Source organism: Mesorhizobium australicum WSM2073 (assembly GCF_000230995.2).
In the GTDB taxonomy this organism is placed as follows: domain Bacteria; phylum Pseudomonadota; class Alphaproteobacteria; order Rhizobiales; family Rhizobiaceae; genus Mesorhizobium; species Mesorhizobium australicum.
On the sequence record NC_019973.1, the window covers coordinates 923,443 to 945,864 of the forward strand.

Annotated in this window: 9 protein-coding genes; 6 read left to right on the forward strand and 3 right to left on the reverse strand. The window is 64.9% G+C overall.

Going from position 1 to position 22,422, the window contains the following annotated elements; genetic code table 11:
• Positions 1-58 precede the first annotated feature (58 nt).
• A complete protein-coding gene (locus MESAU_RS04320; RefSeq protein WP_015314833.1) occupies positions 59-997 on the reverse strand; it encodes a MurR/RpiR family transcriptional regulator in 939 nt (312 codons plus the stop codon).
• A gap of 314 nt (positions 998-1,311) precedes the next feature.
• On the opposite strand from MESAU_RS04320, the gene MESAU_RS04325 reads away from it, so the two are divergent.
• From MESAU_RS04325 to MESAU_RS04345, 5 genes are all read left to right on the forward strand, one after another.
• A complete protein-coding gene (locus MESAU_RS04325) occupies positions 1,312-2,139 on the forward strand; it encodes an ABC transporter ATP-binding protein (RefSeq protein ID WP_015314834.1) in 828 nt (275 codons plus the stop codon).
• Positions 2,136-2,978 (forward strand): ABC transporter permease, encoded by an 843-nt coding sequence (locus tag MESAU_RS04330; protein ID WP_015314835.1) that lies wholly within the window; start codon positions 2,136-2,138, stop codon positions 2,976-2,978. Before MESAU_RS04325 ends, MESAU_RS04330 begins: the two co-directional genes overlap by 4 nt.
• 72 nt (positions 2,979-3,050) lie before the next feature.
• Positions 3,051-4,214 carry an ABC transporter substrate-binding protein gene (locus MESAU_RS04335; protein ID WP_015314836.1) on the forward strand — a complete coding sequence of 388 codons (1,164 nt, stop codon included), beginning with the start codon at positions 3,051-3,053 and terminating at the stop codon, positions 4,212-4,214.
• A 354-nt stretch (positions 4,215-4,568) separates the two neighbouring features.
• Positions 4,569-5,660 (forward strand): Gfo/Idh/MocA family protein, encoded by a 1,092-nt coding sequence (locus MESAU_RS04340; protein ID WP_015314837.1) that lies wholly within the window; start codon positions 4,569-4,571, stop codon positions 5,658-5,660.
• Between the two features lie 189 nt (positions 5,661-5,849).
• Positions 5,850-7,286, forward strand: coding sequence for an amidase (locus tag MESAU_RS04345; protein WP_015314838.1), 1,437 nt, complete (start codon positions 5,850-5,852; stop codon positions 7,284-7,286).
• 280 nt (positions 7,287-7,566) lie between these two features.
• Here MESAU_RS04345 and MESAU_RS04350 read toward each other — a convergent pair whose 3' ends face one another.
• Complete coding sequence (locus tag MESAU_RS04350) at positions 7,567-8,811, reverse strand: M24 family metallopeptidase (protein ID WP_015314839.1); 1,245 nt, start codon at positions 8,809-8,811, stop codon at positions 7,567-7,569.
• A gap of 333 nt (positions 8,812-9,144) precedes the next feature.
• Positions 9,145-9,666, reverse strand: coding sequence for an invasion associated locus B family protein (locus MESAU_RS04355; protein ID WP_224587168.1), 522 nt, complete (start codon positions 9,664-9,666; stop codon positions 9,145-9,147).
• A gap of 334 nt (positions 9,667-10,000) precedes the next feature.
• On the opposite strand from MESAU_RS04355, the gene MESAU_RS04360 reads away from it, so the two are divergent.
• Positions 10,001-22,378 (forward strand): beta strand repeat-containing protein, encoded by a 12,378-nt coding sequence (locus MESAU_RS04360; RefSeq protein WP_015314841.1) that lies wholly within the window; start codon positions 10,001-10,003, stop codon positions 22,376-22,378.
• Positions 22,379-22,422: the final 44 nt, after the last annotated feature.

A 22,422-nucleotide genomic window follows, 5' to 3' on the forward strand; every position in this document is an offset into this window, starting at 1 on the left:
GCGCTGCCCCTCATCCGCCTGCCGGCACCTTCTCCCCGTATAGTGACGGGGAGAAGGATTAGTCGCCGAGCGGCTCCATTTCCTTGCCCGTGCGGTGGATCTGGGCGTTGTATTTGATGCGGCGCACGGTCTCGCGGGCCGGGCCGTCGAGCTTGTAGGCCGACGCCACCGCCAGGAGGTCGATCATCGCCAGGAAGGCGAAGCGCGAGGCCGTCGGCTTCAGCGTGTCGGGATATTCGGGCACGGCAACCGTCAGCCTGACGTCGCAGGCGCGGGCGAGCTCGGTATCGGGCGCCGTCACGGCGATCGCGTTGGCACGGTAGTGCTTGGCGAGTTCGACGGCCTCGATCACCTCGCGCGTGCGCCCGGTCGCCGAGATGGCGACCACCAGGTCGCCGGGCTTCAGCGTCGAGGCGGTCATGCGCATCAAATAGGGGTCGCACTGGGCGCTGATCGAGATGCCATAGCGAAACAGCCGGTACTGAGTTTCCTGCGCCAGCGCCGAAGAGCTGCCGCCGAGCCCGAACACGGTGACCTGGCGGGCCCGGGCGATCAGCTCGGCGGCCTTTTCCAGCTCACCCGGATCGAGCTGCCGCTCGGTTTCCTGCAGCGCCCGGCGCGCTTCGCCGAACACCGCGTTCCAGAACGGCATGGCGGCGTCGCCCTCCCTGGCCGGCGACGTGTCCAGGTAGAGCGCGCCGACGACGAGGCTCTGCGCCAGCTTCAGCTTGAAGTCGCGCACGCCCTCGCAGCCGATGGCGCGGCAGAACCGGGTCACCGTCGGTTCGCTGACGCCGGCGCGCTGGGCTAGCGCCGCGTTGGAGGCGTCGACGGCATATTTGACATTTTCGAGGACGACATCGGCGACGCGGCGTTCGGCCGGGCGCAATTCGCCGTAGGAATCCTTGACCAGCGAGATGATGTCGGGAATGCGCCGGACGGGTTCGCCCCCGGTTCCCTCTTCGTCCGCGATCGGATGGCTGGCAGCTTCGGTCATGAAGGCGGTGTTCCCTAGCCCGTTTTCGACCTGACCTCTTATCATGTTTGCACGCTGTCGTTCCATGCGCAGGACGGCGCTGCAACCGATGCGTGCCGCGAGGGCATTCGCGTGTGCGCCTGCCAAATCATGTAGGAAAGCAACACGAATTTCAAGGCAAAGAATACAACGTCAAAACAGATAGTTATTCCTAGTAGTCGGTTCTCGTCCCATGCTCGCCGTCGTCGACGCTTGACAGCAAAGTAGGATAGTTACACACTGATTTTTGACAGTCTGATGACCTTTGGGATCATCACGCAATCTCCGAGGGGCGGATGAACGCGGGCGAGATAACAACGCCGAAGCTTGGCGTGCAGGCAGCGACCAAGATCTATCACACGGCGTCCGGCGACCTCTTGGCGCTGGACCGCTGCAGCCTCGACGTCAGAGCCAATGAAATCGTCTCGATCGTCGGCCCGTCCGGTTGCGGCAAGACCACGCTTTTGTGGTCGATGTCGGGGCTGCACGGCCTGACAAGCGGCGCGATCAAGCTCGACGGCAAAGAGATTTCCGGGCCGCATCCCGATATCGGCATCGTCTTCCAGGAAGCCAACCTCCTGCCCTGGCGCAATCTCGACGCCAACATCCGCTTCCCCTTCGAGATCAAAGGCGAAAAACCGGACCGCACCTGGATCGCGCATCTGCTTAACCGCGTCGGCCTCGACGGTTTCGGCGGCAAGTTCCCGCGCGAGCTTTCGGGCGGCATGCAGCAGCGCGCGGCGATCGTGCGGGCGCTGGCGCTGAAACCCTCGGTGCTTTTGATGGACGAGCCGTTCGGCGCGCTCGACAGTTTTACCCGCGAGGAGATGAACCGGCTGGTCGAGGAGATCTGGCTCGACACCAAGACCACTATCGTCTTCATCACCCACTCGATCGAGGAAGCGATTTTCCTCTCCGACCGCGTCGTGGTGCTGAGCGCGCGGCCGGGCCGCGTCGCCAAGGAATACCGCGTGCCGTTCCCGCGGCCGCGCTCGCTGGAGATCATGGCGACGAAGGAGGTGTTCGACCTCACCAACCGGATCAAGATGGACATTGTCGGAGAGCGCACCAGACCGAAGGCGCCGGAGCGCCCGAGCGCCGAGATCGTGAGGATCAGGCCGTGAGCGACGCCATTCCCGAATTTTCGAAGTCGAAGTCAGGCGATGGGCAAGACGTCAGCCTGACCAACCTCTCGGCCTTCGCCAGCGGCCCCGGCATCAAGTCGGGCAAGGAGGTGGCGGCCATTCTCGCCGTCGCCGTCATCATCATCGGCGGCATCGAACTGGCGCTGCGGCTGTTCCATGTGCCGCTCTACATCATGCCGCCGCCGAGCTCGATCGCCTATGCGCTGTTCGACGAGTTTCCGCTGATCGCGCCGCATCTCGGCTATACGCTGGTCGAGCTGGTGTCCGGCTTTGTCATCGGCGCCGCCGTCGGCCTGGTGCTGGCCGCCGTCATCACCCAGTTCCCGTTCGCGGAAAAGATCGTCGCGCCGTATATATTGCTGCTGGTCACCACGCCGATGCTGGCGCTGGTGCCGCTGCTCATCTTGCGTTTCGGTTTCGGCTACACGCCCCGTATCATCGCGGTGGCCCTGGCCGCCGGGCCGATGGTGATGATCAATGCCGCCACCGGCTTTCGTCGCGTCGACAGCGCCAAGATCGCGCTGGCGCGGTCCTATGGCGCCAGCACCTTGCAGATCTTCTGGAAGATCCGCGCGCCGATGGCGCTGCCGATGATCCTGGTCGGGCTGATGATCGGCGCCATCTTCGGCCTGCTCACCGCCGTCGGCGCCGAGATGGTCGGCGGTGGCTTCGGCCTCGGCAACCGGCTGACCACCTATTCGTCGATGATCCAGATGCCGCAATTCTTCGCCGTGGTGCTGATCCTGTCGATGCTCGGCATCCTGATCTACGTGCTGTTCTTCCTCATCGGCAAGAAATGGGCGAGCTGGGAGGCTTGACGCAGAAGCAATGACCACGCCCGGGAGGCGGGCGGCAAGGCAGACTGACATCAAACAAAAAAGGGGAATGCCATGACCAAAGACAATTTCATCCAGCAGGCGGGAATGAGCCGCCGCACCTTCCTGCAGGTGACCGGCGCCGGGCTGGTGACGGCGACCGCGCTCGGCGCCACCGGCCTCAGGGCGAGGGCCGAGGCCTATGGAAAATTCACCTGGATCTCGCCGCGCGGCACGCTCGAAGTGCTCGACGACTATCCCTACTGGGCGGCCAAGAAGGCCGGCTATTTCGACGGGCTGGACACCGACATGCAGCCGGGACCGTCCGACGGCACGGCGACGGTGAAGTTCGTCGATGTCGGCCAGGCCGATATGGGCTTTCCATCGCCCGGCGTGTTCTCCTTCGCCATCCAGAACGGGATGAAGCTGAAGTCGGTGTTCCACATGGGCACGCGCGACACGTTCAGCATCGCCTTCCGCAAGGGCGAGGGCTCGAACGACCTGAAGAAGCTCGAAGGCAAGACCATCCTGCTTGGTTCCGCAGCCTGGCAGTCGATCACCGATCCGCTGCTTGCGGCGCAAGGCGTCGACATCAAGAAGGTCAAGTATGTCGAGGCCGGCTGGCCGACCTGGGGCACCGCGCTTGCCGGCGGCCAGGGCGATGCGGCGCTGTCATGGGAAGGGCTGCGCGCCGAATGGATCGCCAAGGGTCTCGATTTCGAATACTGGCTGGGCGTGAAGAACTCGAAACTGCCGGCCAACACCTTCGTCGTGCGCGCCGCCGATCTCGAGGATCCCGACAAGAAGGCGTTCCTGGAAAGATACCTGCGCGGCTGGGCGATGGGCCTTGAGTTCGGCTATCAAAATCCGCGCGCGGCGGTCGAAGCGGTGTTCGAGCAGTTCCCGACCCTGGCCAAGAACCTCGGACCGGAGCTCGGCACCACCTCGATCCTGCAGCAGATCAACGTCTTCCGCGGCGACATGGACAAGCGCGGCGGCTGGGGGTCGCACGACATGGCGAGCTGGCAGGGCTTCTTCGACGAGATCCACAAGATCGGCCAGATCACCAACCCGGTTAAGGCCGAGGATGTCTGCAGCAACGACCTGATCCCGGCCGCCAACGACTTCGACAAGGCCAAGGTCAAGGCCGACGCCGACGGGGTCAAATTGTCGGAGGGCTTTGCCGCGCTCGATGTCGAGAAGATCAAGGCGCACCTGTTCGATTCGGCGGTGAAGTAGAGGCGCGCAAGCGAAGGCCATGACGACGCCACTCCTCATTGCCCTGCCTTGGCTCCTTTCCTCTCCCTCCGGAGGGGGGAGAGGTGGCGCCGCGAAGCGGCGACGGAGTGGGGGAAGGCGGTCGCTAAACGCGCAGTCGCTGCGGGACAGGCACAATCTGGCGAAGTAACCTCAGGCGGGCGGCGAAGGTCGACCCCCACTCCGTCGAGCTTCGCTCGACACCTCTCCCCCGATCGACGGGGGAGAGGAAAGGGCCGGGCAACGAGCGGCGGCGCTGACCTGAGGTGATTGTCCGGATAAACACGCGGCAACCGGTCGCCGCGCACAATTCAATCCAGAACCTGGGAGATAACGGTGGCCGACAAGGTGAAAGTACTGGTGGTGGGTCTCGGCAATATGGGTGCGTCGCACGCCAGTGCCTATCATCGCTCGGAGGGGTTTGAGATCGTCGGCATCATGAGCCGCTCGATCAAGAGCAACACGAAAATCCCGGCCGAACTCGCCGGTTATCCGCTCTACGAGGATTTCGACCTGGCGCTGAGGGAGACCAGGCCGGATGCGGTCTCGATCAACAGCTGGCCGAACACCCATGCCGAATACGCGCTGAAGGCGATCGCGGCGAACTGCCACGTGTTCATGGAAAAGCCTTTGGCCACCAACATCGAGGACGCCGAAAAGGTGGTGGCGGCCGCGCGGGCGAAAAACCGCAAGCTGGTGCTCGGCTACATCCTGCGCGTCCACCCCTCGTGGATCAAGTTCATCGAGGTTGGCAAGACGCTCGGCAAGCCGCTGGTCATGCGGCTCAACCTCAACCAGCAAAGCAGCGGCAGCGCCTGGCACTGGCACAAGAACCTGATCGATTCGCTGATCCCGATCGTCGATTGCGGCGTGCATTATGTCGACGTCATGTGCCAGCTGACCGGCGCCAAGCCGGTGCGCGTGCATGGCATTGGCGCCAAACTATGGGCCGAAGCCGACAAGCAGAATTACGGCCACTTGCATGTCACCTTCGATGACGGCTCGGTCGGCTGGTACGAGGCCGGCTGGGGTCCGATGATGAGCGAGACGGCCTACTTCGTGAAGGATGTCGTCGGCCCGAAAGGCGCGGTTTCGATCGTCGCCGGCCAGCAGGCGAGCAGCGCGGCCGAGTTGGCCGAAGTGTCGAACTCCGCCGACATCGACCGGCACACCAAGACCGACGCGCTGAAGATCCATTATGCCGCCGTCGACGGCGACAAGAATTTCAAAAAGCCCGACGAGATCGTCAGCATGGAGGACGAGCCCGGCCACCAGGAACTGTGCGACCGCGAGCAGGCGTTCTTCCTGCGCGCCATAAGCGAGGACCTCGATCTGACCGAGCAGATGGACGCGGCGGTCAACAGCCTGCGCATCGTGCTCGCGGCCGAACAGAGCATAGAGCTGGGACGGACGGTCGAGCTGGCCTGATGCTATCCGGTTGCTGGCGCTGGAGGCGGCACCGGCAGCGCAGGAGTTTCACCTTCTCCCCGTCACTATACGGGGAGAAGGTGCCGGCAGGCGGATGAGGGGCGGCGCCTACATTTGTAATTAGCCGGTAGCGACAGCTCGCGCATTCCTAAGCGCGATGTCGAGGCAACGCAAATTTGGGAGTGAGACATGGTCACCGACAGTCTTTTGAAGACCTATGCCGAGTCCGACGCGCTTGGCCTCGCCGCGCTGGTCCGCGGCGGCCAGGTTTCGCCGGCGGAATTGGTCGAGGCGGCGATCACGCTGGTCGAGCGGTTGAATCCGTCGCTCAACGCGGTCGTCCATCGCCTCTATGACATGGCGCGCGCACAGGCCGCGACGGTCGACAGATCGGCACCCTTTGCCGGCGTACCATTCCTGCTCAAGGAACTGGCCTCGTCCTGGACGGGTGCGCCCAACACCAATTCCTGCTTCTACCTCAGAGATGTCGTCGCCGATTTCGACACCGAAGTCGTTCGCCGCATGAAGGCGGCGGGACTGGTGCTGGTCGGCAAGTCGAACGCGCCCGAAAACGGCTGGTCGATCACGACGGAACCAAAACTCTACGGCACGACGAAAAACCCGTGGAAGGAAGGCATCACGCCAGGCGGCTCGAGCGGCGGCGCGGCCTCGGCTGTCGCCTCGCGCATGGTGCCGATCGCGGAGGCCAGCGACGGCGCCGGCTCGATTCGCATCCCCGCCTCCTGCTGCGGGATCGTGGGCCTGAAACCATCGCGCGGCCGCGTCAGCCTGGCCCCGTTCGGCGACTATTGGTATGGCGGTGCCTACTTCCTCTGCTGCTCGCGCACGGTGCGCGACACGGCGGCCTATCTCGATGCGGTGGCCAGTGCGCTGCCCGGCGAGCCCTATACGCCGCCGGTGCCGGATGCCTCCTGGCTCAGCCTGTCGGCGCGTGCGCCGAAAAACCTGCGCATCGGCTTCACCGTCACGCCGCCCAACGGCACCGCCATCGATCCGGAGGTGAAGGCGGCGGTGCTGGCGACCGTGGCCGCATTCGAGCGGTTGGGGCATCATGTCGAGGAGCACGACATGCCGCTCGATGCCAATGGCGTATGGGCAACCTACACCAACATGACCTGCGTCCAGACGGCGGCGACCTTCGACTCCCTGGAAACGGTGATCGGCCGGCGGGTGACGCCAGGCGATGTCGAGGCGGTGACCTGGGCGATCATCGAGCGCGGCCGCGCCACCAGCGGGGTCAGGCACATCTCCGATGTCGAGCAGCTCCGGCAGGTCGGCCGCGATATTGTCGGCGACCTCAAGGCCTATGATCTCTTCGTCACGCCGACCTTGACGCAACTGCCGCGGCCGTTCGGCTATTACGACATGTCGGAGACCGACATCGACCGCTACAACGCCAAATGGACGGATGCCGTCTTTGCCTTCCCCTTCAACATCTCCGGCCAGCCGGCGATCTCGCTGCCGCTCGGCTGGTCGCACGGCGGCGTGCCGGTCGGCGTGCAACTGGTCGGCCGCTACGGCGACGAGGCGACGGTGCTGGCGGCGTCGGCGCAGCTGGAACAGGAAATGCCATGGAGGGACAAGCGGCCGGCGGTGAGCGCTTAGGGACCTGTACGGAGGTTTGATCGCTGGACGGCAAAACCTTTCCCGTCGTCATCCTGGGGCGTAGCAAGGAGCGCAGCGACGCAGCGCAGACCCCAGGATCCATGCCGCGACATCAAAGCGTTCCCGGCGGTCCAAAATTCTGCTCCGCTGCACCCCACGGAAAGGTCACGGCATGGATCCTCGGGTCTCCGCGACGGAGCTTCGCTCCTGCTCCGCCCGTGGATGACGAAGGTGGAGGGACCTCAGCCAATTTCCGGAGGTGCAGATCTCAAGCCTCCTACTACCCAATCACCTCCAGCCGCCGCGGCAGCCGGTTCATCGCGACCGGCCCATCCGGCGTGATCAGGAACTGGTCCTCGAGGTTGAAGCTGGCGAGGCCGTCGATATAGAGCGGGATTTCGAAGGCCAGCACCATGCCGGCCTCGATCACGACCTCGCTGCCGGCCGATATGAACGGCCATTGCTCGGAAAAGACCGACTGCCCGACGCCGTGGCCGAAGTGGCCGCGGCGGTAGGAGCGCAGGCCTTGGCGCGCCAGGCTGTCGGTGGCGACGCGGTGGACATGGGCAAGCGTGTTCCCGGGAACAAGCTCGGCCAGCCCATCGTCGAAGGCGCGCTCGGCAATGGCGTGCAGTTCGGCCTGATCAGCCGAAGGCGGGCCGAAGGTGAAGTTGCGCGACATGTCGGAGGCGTAGCCACCGACCGTACAGACCATGTCGCATTTCAGCGGATCGCCCGCCACGGCCCTGGCGTCGGCGCCCTTGGCCCGGGCGCCCAGCGTCACATATTCGGCCGTGATGACCGGGTGGGACAAGCCGGCCGCCGCCGTGGCGACGCCCTGCCGGTAGAGCGCGACGAGATCGCTCTGGCGCATGCCGGCCATGGCATCGACCTGCAGCCGCTCCAGGCCGGCTTCCGACAGGATGATGCCTTGCCGCAGCAGGTCGATCTCGCGCTGCGACTTGAGCGCGCGCAGCCGGTCCTGCACAAGCGAGCCGTCCACAACAGGGCAATCCGGCAGCAGCGCCTGGATGGCGGCAAAATCGGCGGCGGGAATGAAGTCGAGGTCGAGGCCGAGCGTGGCGCGCTCCAGCCCGAAATCGGCGAGGATTGCCTGCAGCTGTCGCACCGAGCCGGCGAGGTCGAAGGTGGCGGGACGCGCGAAATCCGGCGCGCGGCCGAGCGAAGCCAGGCCAGCCTCGATACGCTCCGCCAGGGGCAGCCCGGCAGGCTCTGTCTCGATCGGCGCTGCTTCGATCCAGATCGGGTGCGAGCGCACGACCATCTCGGGCGCGGCGGTCCGCAGTTGCGTGGCATTGAAGTCGGCGACCACGACGCCGATCGGCAGGTCCTGCCTGGCCGGGACGACGACGAAGCCGGCGCCGGCGCGCCGGAACAGTCCGGCCGGACCGATCGAAGCGCCGGTCGCATAATGGAAGGCCTCGGGCGCTGAGAGCACCAGCGCCGCGATGCCAGCGCGTTGCATCAACTGCGTGGCGCGCTGCCGGTCGACAAAACCCGTCATGTGTTTCTCCGGATGTCCGAAGCGACAACGGAGCATCGCAGGTGCGGACAATCAAGACGGTTGCTCGTATTGACGCACCGATACCTTGAGTGCGGAGCGGAGATGCCCACGACTTCGTCATCCTAGAGCGGAGCAAGGAGCGCAGCGACGCAGCGCAGGCCCTAGAATCCATGCCGGGACTCCGGAGCGTTGCCACGGTCCAGATTCTGCTCCGCTGCACCCGCCAGCACGGTCGCGGCATGGATCCTCGGGTCTCCGCGACGCCGCGCCGCGGCTGCTCCGCCCGTGGATGACGAAGGGATAGGATGTCGGCCGCGGTTGCCGGCGAACCCGCTACTTGATCGATTCCAGCTTGGTCAGGGCGGCGGTGAAGCCGGCCAGCGACACCGGGATGGTGACCGGCTTGCGGGTGACGGACTCCATGCCGATGTTCAGATTGGTTCCCGACTTCATCGCCTTGACGAGGTCCGGCGGCAGCGGCGTGGCGGCATAGGCGCCGTTCTGGTCGCTGGTCTGGATGGCGATGGTCGTCTTCTGTCCCTGGTCGATCTGGTAGCTGGCGCCGGACGGCAGGAAGAGGCCGTGCGGCAAGGCGAGCAGCATGGCGAGGCTGCCATTGCCGTTGTCGCGGCGAACGGTCACCGTAAGCACGCGCTGTCCTGTCTTCGCCTCGGTCAGGTTCTGCGACACCTGGCATTGAAGTTCGGAGCTCGCCGAGCCGCTGGAGCAGTTGACCGCCCAGGGATTGGCGTCGGCCGGCTTTGACTGGGCCGGTTGGGGCTTGGCGGCTTCCTCGGCAAGTGCGGGTCCGGCGCCCGACAGGATGAGCCACAGGGCACCAATACCTGCGGCCAAGCTCAAAGTATTAGCTACAGCTAAAACAACTCTCATGTTCTTTTAGGCCCCACCGGTATTTCCCGCAGTAGGGCTTGATACAACACTCCAATCCAGCCTGAAAGCCAGGAATCCACCGAAGCAAGCCGGCAAATCTACTGTGTCCATGTTGCCACAGAGTAGCACTTTGGTGGGCCACAACAGCAGTTTGATCATTGGGGACTCGCTATACAATAGAATTCCATTAAACATCGGCACGCGGGACGTGTAGTCCCAGAAGGACTCGCCAGGGATGGGAACTACCGAGAAGTCTCGGCAAGTTGGTGAGATGGCGGCGCGTGGGGAGGGGTTCCTCATGCGCGCCGGTTATCGCCGTTCGAGCATTGCAAGGCAGCTCTGGAAGACGACGGCGCTTACGTCGCTGGCGCTGGCGCTCTCGGGCGTGGCCGCCTATGGCGACGATGCCGGGCTCTGGCAGCCCCAGGTCCGGGCCATCATCGGCGCCGACAACAATGGCGGCAACGCCGCGCTCGAAGGCTTCATCCCGATCAAGCAGACCGCCGAATCGGTGCTGTTCCTGGATGTGCGGGCCAAGCACGATTTCAAGGACGCCTTCGGCCAGGATATCGGCCTCGGCATCCGCCGCATCGTCAACCCGGACCTGATGCTCGGCGGCTATGCCTATTTCAATGCCGAGAGTTACGGCGGCACCCAGTTCACCGGGGGCACGCTGGGCGTCGAGGCGATCACGCCGAATTTCGACGCGCATGTGAACGTCTTCGTGCCGATCAAGGGCGACTCGACCGACCACTCGACCAGCTCGACCCTGTCGATGGTCTCCAACCAGCTGATCGAGCAGATCTCGGTGCTCGACCATCGCGACTACGCGGCCTGGGGCATCGAGGGCGAGGTTGGAGCGAAGGTGCCGCTCAATCTGCCCGACAAGCATTCGCTGCGACTGGACGTTGGCGGCTATCATTTCGAGGATCCGCACGGTGATGACGGCAGCGTCACCGGCGCCAAGGCTGGCATCGAATATGAGATCGGCGATGTCTTCGGCACCGGAACGTCGCTGACCTTCACCGGCGAGGTGCGCAACGACAATCGCGACGACACCCAGTTCGCCGGCAGCGTGCGGCTGAATATCCCGTTCAATCCCGGCGGCGGCTCGGACAGCACCGCGGCCATCGGGGCGGATCCGGTCTATCCGGTCAGCGAAGGCTTGCGCAAGCGCGTCAACGAGCGGGTGCGCGGCGATATCGGCGTCCGCATCCAGAGCCAGGACAAGACCGGCGGCACGACGACCCGCGTCGCCATCAACGCCGCCACCAATGCCGCGTTCGGAAAGTTCTATTTCGCCGATGGCGGCCTGGCCGGCGCCGGCACGCAGGCCGACCCGACGACATTGGACGATGCGGTCACCAAGGCCGGCAACGGCGGCTTCGTCGTGGCGCTCGGCGGCAATGGCAATCTGACGACTGGCGGCGTGACGCTGGCCACGGGCCAGACGGTCATCGGCGGCGGCGAAAGCGTCACCGCGAAGCTTTTCGGCGGCGGCACCGCCACCTTCAACCTCGGCGGCAGCGACGGCACGATCCAGGGCACCAACGTCGCCAACCCCGTCATCACGCTGGGCAACGGCAACACGCTGAACGGCATCACCATCACCGGCGGCGGCGACGGCATTTTCGGCAACAACGCCACCAGCACGACGCTGACCAACGTCACGGTAACGGGCACCGGCGGCAATGGCGCCGAGTTCACCGGCAATTCGACCAATGTCAGCGCGTCCAATTTCACCGCCACCGGCAACGGCCTCGACGGCCTGCATATCGAAGGCGACGGCACCTACAATTTCACCGGCACGACGCTGCTGTCGGGCAACCAGGACGACGGCCTCGATATTACGGGCAAGGGAACCTACAGCTTCGCCATCCTCAATGCCCAGGACAACCAGGATGCCGGCATAACGGTGAAGGGCACCGCCGTCGGCGGCAGCTTCACCACCACCGGCGGCCAAGTGACGGGCAACAAGGCCCTGGGCGACGACGGCGTCGGCATCTTCATCGACCCGATCACCGCGCATGTGGTGCTGGATTCAATCTCGCAGACCGGCGGCACATCGGGCGTGGTGCTTGACCATGTCTCGGGCAGCTTCACGGTCAACGGCGCCACCACGATCTCCAACACGACGGGACCGGCGATCGCCATTTCCGATTCGCCGGCAACGATCCGCTTCGGCGACATCAACATCACGGCGCCGGGCGGCGACGGCATGTCGTTCAGCGGCGTCAACGCGGCGGTTGTGGCCGGCAACATCGTCATCTCCGGGCTCGGTCTCGGCCATGCCGGCCTCGACTTCTCCGGCAGCCAGACGACCTTCACGGCGCTCTCGGCCAACATCAGCGGATCGGGCGCCGGCTCGATCGGCATCGATCTCGCCGACACCACCGGCGGCGCTTCGATCATCATCACCAATGGCGGCACCATTTCGGGCGTCGACACGGGCGTGCGGCTGGGCATCGCCGGCTCGCTGGCCCACTCGGCCAATGCCCAATTCAGCTTCGGCGGCGGCTCGATCGCGGGCGTCACCGCCTCGCTCGACGCGCGTGGGCTGAACCAGACGCTCGGCCTCTATGCCTTCGGCTCGACGACGTTCAGCGGCCCGCAGCTGTTCGACCTCCAGAACGTGATCTTCGTCGGCGCGGCAGCCTCGGGTGCCGGCGACGGCTCCTCGCTTGCGGACCTGGCGTCGATCGGCACCGCCGACGGCATTACCGACGCCAACGCGATCTTCGTGCTGGTCAACGACGCCGGCAACACGCCGATCAATGCGTCGGGCGGCTTCTCGCTCAGCGACGACCAGACGCTGGCGTCCTTCGGCAATGGCCGCTCCTTCTCGCTCGGCGGCGTGCCGATCAACGTCACCGGCACCAACATCCAGCACGACCAGGTCGTTTCGGATCCCGGCACCGGGGCGGCGACGCTGACCAATTCGGGCGCCGGCGACGTCGTCACGCTGGGCAACGGCAACTCGCTGCTGGATTTCAACATTTCGGGCGGCAGCGGCGCGGCTATTGGTGGGACGGGCATTGCCGGTCTGACGGTCCAGGGTGTGTCGGTCGGCGGCGTTGCCACGGGCCTGTCGCTCGACAATTTCGGCGGCACCGGCACGCTCACCAATTTCGATATCACCAGCGCCGGCTCGGGCGTCAGCATCACCGGCGGCACCACCGGCACGCTGACTTTTGATGCCGCGAGCTCCATCACCGGCACGACCGGCGTGGCGTTCAACATCGATTCCTCGACACCGAACCTGACCTACAACGGCACGATCAACCAGACCGCTGCTGCCAGTGCGGTCAAGATCAACGCCATGAACGGCGGCTTCGCCAGGTTCGGCGGCAAGATCACCGCCAGCACCGGCGCGGCCAACGCCATCGACCTGACCGGCAATGCCGGCGGCGCGATTGCTTTCGTCGGCGGTCTCGATCTGACAACCGATGGCGGCTTTGCCTTCAGCGCCGTCAATGGCGGCAATCTGACGGTGTACGGGGCAAGCAATACCGTGGCGACCGGCCTGGGGCCGGACGAGAAGGGCATCCAGATCGCCGGCATGACGATCGGCCTGGCCGGAGTGAACTTCTCCAGCGTCACCGTGGATGGCTCGGGCGGCGGCGTTTCGACCGGCATCGCCATTTCCAACACCAGCGGCGGCAACGTCAACTTCGGTGGCGTCGACCTGTATCGCATCAGCGGCGTCGCCATCAGTCTCGACAATGTCGCCAGCGGCAGATACACCTTCCAGGGCACGACCAAGGTCGACACCGTGGTGGGTGGAGGCTCCGGCTTCCTGGTTCAGAACAGCGCCGCGACCGTCGGCGTCAGCAACCTCGTAACGACGAATATCGCCGGCGCCGATGCCAGCCTGACCAACAACACCGGCACGATCGACATTGGCGGCACCATCACCAATTCCGGCACGGGCGATGGCGTCGTCGTCTCCGGCGGAAGCGCGGCGATCACGATCGGCGCGACCATCAACAGCTCGGCGACAGCGCCCGGCACGGCCGTCAGGGTCGACGGCATCACCGGCGGCTCGGTCGCCTTCACCGGTCCGGTCACCTCAACCGGCGCGGGCAACCTGTTCGCCATCGGCTCGACCACCGCGCCGACGGGTGGCACGATCAGCTTCACCGACTCGGCGCTGACCGCCAGCGGCGGCGGTGGCGCGATCATCGCAGGCTTGGGCGCGGCCGCGACCTTCAACGCCACGTCCCCAATTTCGATCACCAACGCGGTCGGCAACGGCCTGTCGGTCTCCAATGTCGCCGGCAGCGCCACCTTCGGCGCGGTCACCGTGTCGGGTGCAACCGGCAATGGCATCGACATTTCAGGCAATTCCGGTTCGGTGACTTTCGGTACCACCAATGTGACGCTGGGCTCGGCGGCCAACACCGCCGGCATCAACTTCGGCGGCACCAACGCCGATGTCAGCTTCGGCACCACCAGTGTGACGATGGGCGCCGGCGCCAACCAGACGGCAATCGACTTCAGCGGCTCGTCGACGACGGCCGATTTCGGCGTGACCACCATCACCGGCACCGGCGAGGCCACCTCGCGCGGCATCGACCTGTCATCGACGACGGGCAACAAGACCATCACCTTCCTGCGCGGCTCAAGCATCAGCGACGTCCATATTGGCGTCGACCTGTCGTCCAGCCTCACCACGGCGACCACCGCCAACGCCAATTTCACCTTCGGCGACGGCACTTCGGCCGACGGACTGCAGTCGTCGATCAGCGCGGCGGCCGGCGGCTACACCGTCAACACGGTCGGGCTCGACCCGACGCTCGGCAATTATGATTTCGACGACGTGTTCTTCACCGGCAGCGCCAATCTGCCCTCGGCGGTCGGCGCGGTGACGATGGTCTCGCAGTCGGGCGGCGTTATCGCCGTCGGCACGTACGGCCTCAGCCAGTCGGTGACCACGATTTCGCTTGCCGACGCCGATCTCATGACCGGCACGCAGACCTTCGCCTTCGTCGGCACCGTCGATCTCAGCGCAACGCCGTTCACGCTCGATTCCGGCCAGTCGATCACCGGCTTCGGCAACAGCAACGTCATCGCCGTGTCCGGCACCTTCCAGCAGGTGAACGTGCAGGGCAATCTCGGCGCCACCGGCGGCAACGTTACCGGCGACGAGGGCGTCGTCACCGGCACCGCGGACGCCATGCATCTGCTCGGCAGCAATCAGGTGCGCAACACCGCCTTCGACTTCACTGGCGCCAGCGGCTCGGTCTTCCTGATCGACCAGGGTGCGGCCGGTTTCAGCAATGCCGGCGGCATCTTCATCGATGGCGTCACGGTCAGCAATGTCGCCGTTGGTCAGACGGCGTTCAAGGTCGATGGCCTCACCAGCAACGTCTCGATCACCAACAACAACATCAACGTCGCCGGGACGCTGCTCGACGCCGATGGCGGCAACGGCAACATCACGCTGACGCGCGGCAACCTGCCCAATGGCGGGCCGGCCGGCACGCTGACCGGCGGCGGCGTCTCGATCGTCAACCGCACCGGCGGCCTTGTCGATTTCACCGACAAGGCGACCATCGGCGGCAATGGCGTATCGCTGACCAACAACAGCGGCGCGGGAATCACCTTCGCCGATCTGGACGTTTCCACCAATGGAGCGACGGCCTTCACCGCCACCGGCGGCGGCACGATCACGGTCGACGCGGGAACGATCAATGCCACGGGCGCGCAAGCGGCGTCGCTCGACAGCATCACGGCCGACATTCATTTCACGTCCACCAGCGCGACGTTCAGCGCCGGCAACGGCATCGACCTGCAGAACCTGGCCGGCACGGCCGCTTTCGGCACCGGCACGCTGACCAACACCGGTGCGGGCACGTCGTTCAATGTCGGCTCGGCGACCGCCGCCAGCGGCGGCACTGCTGATATCTCCTATGGCGGCACGATCGCCACCAACGGCAGCGGCGCCGCCGTCTCGATCCAGAGCATGACCGGTGGCTCGGTGGCGCTGTCGGGCAATTTGACCGACAGCAATGCGGCGGCCGGCGGCAACATTTTCGTTGCCGGCAACGATTCCATCACCATCACCTTCTCGGGTACGACCAAGCAGATCAGCTCGGGCGCCGCCGATGGTGTCAATCTCGGCCTCCCCGGCGGTTGGCCTTCGGGCACGCCGACCCCCAACACGAACTCCGCCATCAACTTCACCAATGGCGGCCTCGACATAACGACGACAACAGGCGCGGGCTTCATAGCCATCGGGGACTTCGGCTCCTCGACCTTCACCGTCACCGGCAGCGGCAACAAGATCAATTCCGCCGGCAACGGTCTCCTGGCGGTCGGCGCCGATGCCGGCGTCGGCGGTGTCACCTTCGACAGCATCTCGGCGGTATCCACGAGCGCCTTGGGCGGCGGCGCCGGCGTGTTCCTGTCAGGCATGACCCTGGCGGGCAATGTCAACATCGGCGGGCTGAAGGATACCGGCTATATCGGCGCCTCGCTGTCCGGCCTGTCCGGCCCCGGCGTGGTCAATTTCACCGGCACGAACGATCTCGACACCAGCCATGAAGGGTTCGAGATCAGCGGCCAGGTCGGCACCATAAACATCGCCAATGTCGCCGGATCCACCCTGACCATCGACGGCAGCGAGGTCGGCATTGCGTTTGCCGTCCTCCAGACCGGGACCGTCAATGTCGGCGGCAACGGCGGCGTCGCCAGCATCGGCGCGACGACAAGCACCACCGGGTCGGCCATAGCTCTCTCCGGCGGCAACGACCTTGTTAATGCGACGCTGAACTACAACGGTTCGATCAAGGTCGATACGGGCACGGTGCTGCAAGCCGCCGGCGGCGACTGGACCGAGTTGAACATGAGCGGTTCGGTCGTTTCGACCACGGACGCGGCGGCGGCGGGGACGGCGGCCTTCACCTTCACCGGCAACGCCAACGGCGCCTACAATATTTCAAGCACGATCAATCATGCCGGCAAGGGCATCGGCGTGCTGTTTGACGGATCGTCCGAGGGAACGGCCACCTTCTCCGGCACGTCCAAGATCTTCAACACCAGCAGCGGCGCCAACGGCGCCATCGTCAAGGCCCCCAGCATCGGCCCGGGCGAAGGCACGGGCACGCTCGCCTTCACCGGCGGCAATCTCAAGATCACCACCTCGAGCGGCGCCGGTTTCACCGCCAGCACCACCGGCCCGGGCACGGTCAGCGTCGGCGGCACCGGCAACACCATCACCACGACGACGGGCACCGCGCTCAACCTGGACGGCGCGACGGTCGGCGCCGATGGCGTCACCTTCGACAGCGTCTCGGTCAACGGCGCGGCGACCGGCATTGCGCTGAACAATGTTTTCGGCGGCACCGTCAGCCTCGGCGCCGCGAATTTGCTGGGCATCACCTCGCATGGCGTCGATATCTCCGGCACGCTCGGCTCGACGCTGAATTTCACCAGCCTGAACATCGGGCTCGGCGCGGCGAACGCGATCGGTCTCGACCTCAACGGCGCCGCGCTCGGCACCAGCACCGTCACGGCTGGGGATTTCGACGTCGACGGCGGCAGCTTCACCGGCACGATCGGCATCGACATGGCCGACACGACCGGCACCGGCACGATCCAGCTCGGCGACACGACCAACAACAACCCAGCCGGCCAGACCTCGAAGATCGAGAATGTCGGCTATGGCGTCCAGTTCTCCAGCGCCACCAACGCCAAGCTGGTCTTCGGCGACGGGGCAGGTCCGGCCGAATCTTCGATCGCCACCACCGGCGGCCAGGTCATTCACGCCACCGACACCTTGCCGACAGCGGGCGACTACAATTTCAACGACGTCAATTTCTCCGGCGACACGTCAAACCTGTCGGCGATCAGCGTCTACTACGTCACCGCCGACGCCAGCGCTCTCGGCGACGGCAGCCTGCTCAATCCAGGCACCTATGCGAACGCCCAGAATTCCACGGCCAATGTCATCGTGCTGATCGACAAGAACGGCACCGGCAGCCAGGAGACGATCGACCTGGGCGGCACCTCGTTCCAACTCGACGACGGACAGGTGCTGCTAGCCTTCAAGAGCGGCGATGCGGCCGTCGATGTCTCGCAGCTCGGTGTCGACACCAGCAGCGGCGCCTCGGCGGCATTCCATTTCACCACGGTGCAGAATTCGCCGATTATTTCGGCGCCGAGCGGCATCGATACGCTGCGGCCGATCCTGCAGAGCAACACCGCCGCCTCGGTGGTCAATTTCGCGACGACCGGCACCGGCGTCCTCACCGGCGGCATCGAGAACCTGATCATCCGCAACACCGGCAGCGGCACCGGCGTCTCGGGCAGCGTGGCGACCGCCTCCAGCTTCTTCCTCAGGAACAACGACATCGCCGCCGGCGGCCGGGCGCTCGATTTCACCACCAGCGGCGCGCCGGCTGCCGACAGGCTTCTGCTTTCGATCGACGGCAACACGCTGCAGTCGACAGGGACCGCGCTTGCCGCCAATTTCCTCGGCCAGAGCGTCAGCGCCATTCAGAATACGATCGCGATCCGGTCGTTCGCCAACAATACGGTCATCGGCGGCACCGGCGGCGGCATTGCTTTTAACGGTGCCACTTTCGACTCGACGGGCGGCGGCGGCACCGTCAGCGCGGGCACCCTCACCGTCGGCACAACTGGTGCGCGCGTGCAGGGCGACGGCCTCAACCTGCTCAACACCAGCGGCACGCTCGATCTTGGCACCTTCAGCATTGCCAACAATGGCGGCACGGGCCTGCTGGTCAACGAAAAGGGTGGCACGACCTTCACGTTGAACAGCTCGGGCGGCTCGGTCGACACCACGAACGGCACTGCCATCAATCTCGACCCGCTGACGGTCCACATGACGCTCGGCAGCGTCACCGCCACCGGCGGCGCCAGCGGCATCATCTTCGACGGTGTTGCCGGCACCTTCGCCGTCACCGGCGCCACCAGCATCACCGGCACGTCGGGCGCCGGCATCAGCGCCATCAATACCAATACCGGCACGTTCAACTTCAACACGGTAACGGTCAACAACACGACCGGCGGCGGCATCGGCTGGGCCAGCGGCACGCTCACCGTCACCGGCCTCGCTAACATCGACACCACCACCGGCGCCGGCATAGCCGCGACGGGCGGTACGATCAGTGTCGCCGGCTCGGGCAACACGATCACGACCGGGTCAGGAACCGCACTCGATCTCAGCGGTACGACCGTTGGTGCTGGCGGCGTGAATTTCTCCAGCGTCTCGGCCAATGGCGCCGCTACCGGCATCGCGCTGAACAACGTCTCCGGCGGCGCCATCGCGCTTGGCGCGGTCGACCTGCAGGGCATAACCTCGCGCGGCATCGATGTGTCCGGCACGCTTGGCGCGGCCCTGTCTTTCACTGATCTGGGCATCGGCCTGAACAGCAGCTCGGCCGTTGCCTTCGACCTGAATGGCGCGATCATCGACGCGGCGATCACGGCCAACGATTTCAGCGTCACCAATGCGGCCGCCGCAGGCACCTCGATCGGCATCGACCTGCGCGGCGCGACCGGCGGCCAGACGGTGCGGCTCGGCGACGCCGTGATCGCGGGCAACAGTTCGAGCATCGCCGGCGTCAATACCGGCATATTCCTGAACAGCGCGACGAATCTTGCCTTTGTCTATGGCGACGGCGAATCGACCGACCAGAGCTCGACCATCAGCGCCAATGTCGGCATCGACGCCTCCAGCGCGCCAACGCTCGGCACCTACAACGTTCAGGACGTGAACTTCCAGGCCAGCCCCGGCCTCGGCTTCGGTATCGGCAAGATCTATTTCGTCGGCGCCACCGGCACCGGCGACGGCCTTGGCAAGGATCAAAGCAATCTGATGACGTTGGCCGCAGCGGAGTTCCAGGCCGGGCCAAACGACATCCTCGTTCTCGTCAACAATGGCGTCATCACAGCGGCGGGAGGCGACAACACGCTGCTGCTGCAGGCCGGCGAGCAGGTGCGCGGCTTCGGCGCCGGCAACATCAACCTGGCGCTGACCGTGCCGTCGACGATCCAGCTGGCCAGCAATAACGTCTCGATCGCCGATCAGACGTCCGGCGGCGCGGCGACGCTGACAAGCTCGGATGGCAGCAGCATCATCACGCTGGGCAGCGGCGGCAACATCATCGACGGCTTTACCATCAACGGTAGCGACGGCACAGGCGCCAATGCCGCGATCGGCATCAGCGGCGCAACGGCGAACGCCACGATCCGGAACATGACGATCAAGAACGTCACCGCCACCGATATCGACTTCGGCGCCGGCGCCACCGGCACGACGACGCTCACCAATCTTTCCCTCTTCTCCACGGGCGCGGCCGGCACCGCCATCAAGTTTGGTGCTGCCTCCGGAACGGTCACCGCCACCAAAGTCGTCACGTCGGGCGGCGGTGGCCTGTCCGTCGCCGGCGGCGATGCTGCGTTCAGCTTCGACGACACGAGCTCGGTCTCCAGCGTCGTCGGCACCGCTGTCAGCATCACCAACCGCTCCGGCGGCAGCTTCGGCTTTGCCGGCACGGTCACGTCGAGCTTTGGAGCCAGGGCCATTTTCATTTCGGGCGCGACTGGAGCAGACACAGTAAGCTTCACCGGTGCCGTCAACCACAACAACGCCACCGGCGCCGCCGTCGCGATCAACAATGGCGGCCAGGCCTCGACCGTCAGCTTCGCCAACCTCACCATCACGACGGGCAGCGGCACCAACACCGCCTTCACCGCGACCAATGGCGGCACGGTCAATGTCACCACCGGCTCGATCAGCACGACGGCCGCCCAGGCGATCAACCTCAACGGCATCGCCGCCGGCATCAATTTCACCTCGACCACATCAGGCGGCGGCGCCAACAATGTCAGCCTGACGAACGTCACCGGCACGGTGAACCTGGGCACGGGCGCGCTGAGCGGTGCATCGGGCACGGCGTTCAACGTCAGCGGCGGCTCGGCCAATATCGACTACAATGGCTCCATCACGCACACCGCCAACGCCACCGCGATCGACGTCCAGAACCACACCGGCACCGGCGGCGGCGCCAGCACGATCTCATTCGACGGAGCCGTGTCGTCGAGCGGCTCGAGCCACGGCATCAACCTGGTGAGCAATGGCGGCACCAACGGCACCAATATCAATTTCACCAACACGCTGACCATCAACACATCGAGCAGCGGCACCACCGGCTTCAACGCAACCGGCGGCGGCACGGTTATTGCCTCCAATACCAGCAACGTAATCACGTCGGGCGCGGGCACCGCGCTCAATGTCGCCAACACGACCATTGGCGGGGCGGGCCTGACCTTCCGCAGCATTTCGTCCAACGGCGCCGCCAATGGCATCGTGCTCAACAATACGGGGACCAGCGGCGGGCTGACGGTGACGGGCGATGGCCTCGGCGCGAACAACGGCTCCGGCGGCATCATCCAAAATTCGACAGGCGACGGCATCAGCCTGACCTCGACCCAGGACGTCCATCTCGCCTATATGAACCTCACCAACAATCTGGGCGACGGCATCGGCGGCTCGGGCATCAACGGCTTCGTGCTGAACCGGCTAAACATTTCCGGCAACGGCAACGATGCGGCGACCGACGAATCCGGCATAAACATCACGCAGCTGACCGGAACCGCCTCGAACGGCGCTCATGCGACCTCGATCAGCAATTCCGTGATCAGCAACAACAACGAGTTCGAGATTCAAATCTCGAATGCGTCGGGCACGCTGACCAACCTGCAGCTTATCAACAACACGATCTCGGCCAACGGTCTGGCCATCAATGGCAATGCCAGCTCGCAGCATGGCAATCTCGTCAATTTCCTTGGCACGGGAACGTCGACGATGGGGCTGACGGTCACGGGCGGCAGCTTCACCGGCAATATCCTATCGGACCCAACGCATCAGATTACGGGAACTGGCGTTTTCGGCAATTCGGGCGGCACCGCCATGACGGTGAATGTCTCCGGGGCGACGTTCACGAACAACAATGCCGGCGTCGACGTCTCTACCGATCCCGTAGCGACGTCGCTGACCTTCGATATTGAGAACAATACGTTCATCGGCCAGCGTTCGACCGCGATCAATCATTTCGACAATGGCAATGGGCCCTTCAACCGGACAGTGAACGGCAAGATAAGCGGCAACATCATTGGCAACAACGCGGTAACCAATTCTGGATCGCTTGTCGGGAACGGCATCAGCATCCAGAACGAAGGCGCTATAAACGGCAAGTATCTGATCACCAACAATCAGATTTATCAGATCGCGACGGCTCCCGGGATCAGCGTCAATGTCGGTCTCACTGGCCTAGCCACAGGCGGCGGTGAAACCGATGTCACCATCACCAACAATATTTTCGATCATATGAACGGCAGCCGTGCCATCACCATCCAGGACAACCAGGATCTTGGCTTCGGGCCATTCCCGACCATCTGGGCCAATCTGAGTGGCAATTCCTTCTCGAACGTAGCGGGCCAGGCCGGCAATGGCCAATTCGTGCGCATAAAGCAGACTGGTGGGACGGTGAAAGTTACACAGGGTACACCCACGGCCGCCTCCGTCGCGACGGAACTGGATGACGCCAACGGCATAAACGATCCGACGAAGTTCAGCATTTCTGGAACGGTGACATTCTCGGCGGCCGGACTGCCGCCGCTGCCGTCGACCAACCCTCTGCCGTGAGCGTAACGTTGTGTTCCTGTGAATTCGCGCTATGGCAGGGCAGT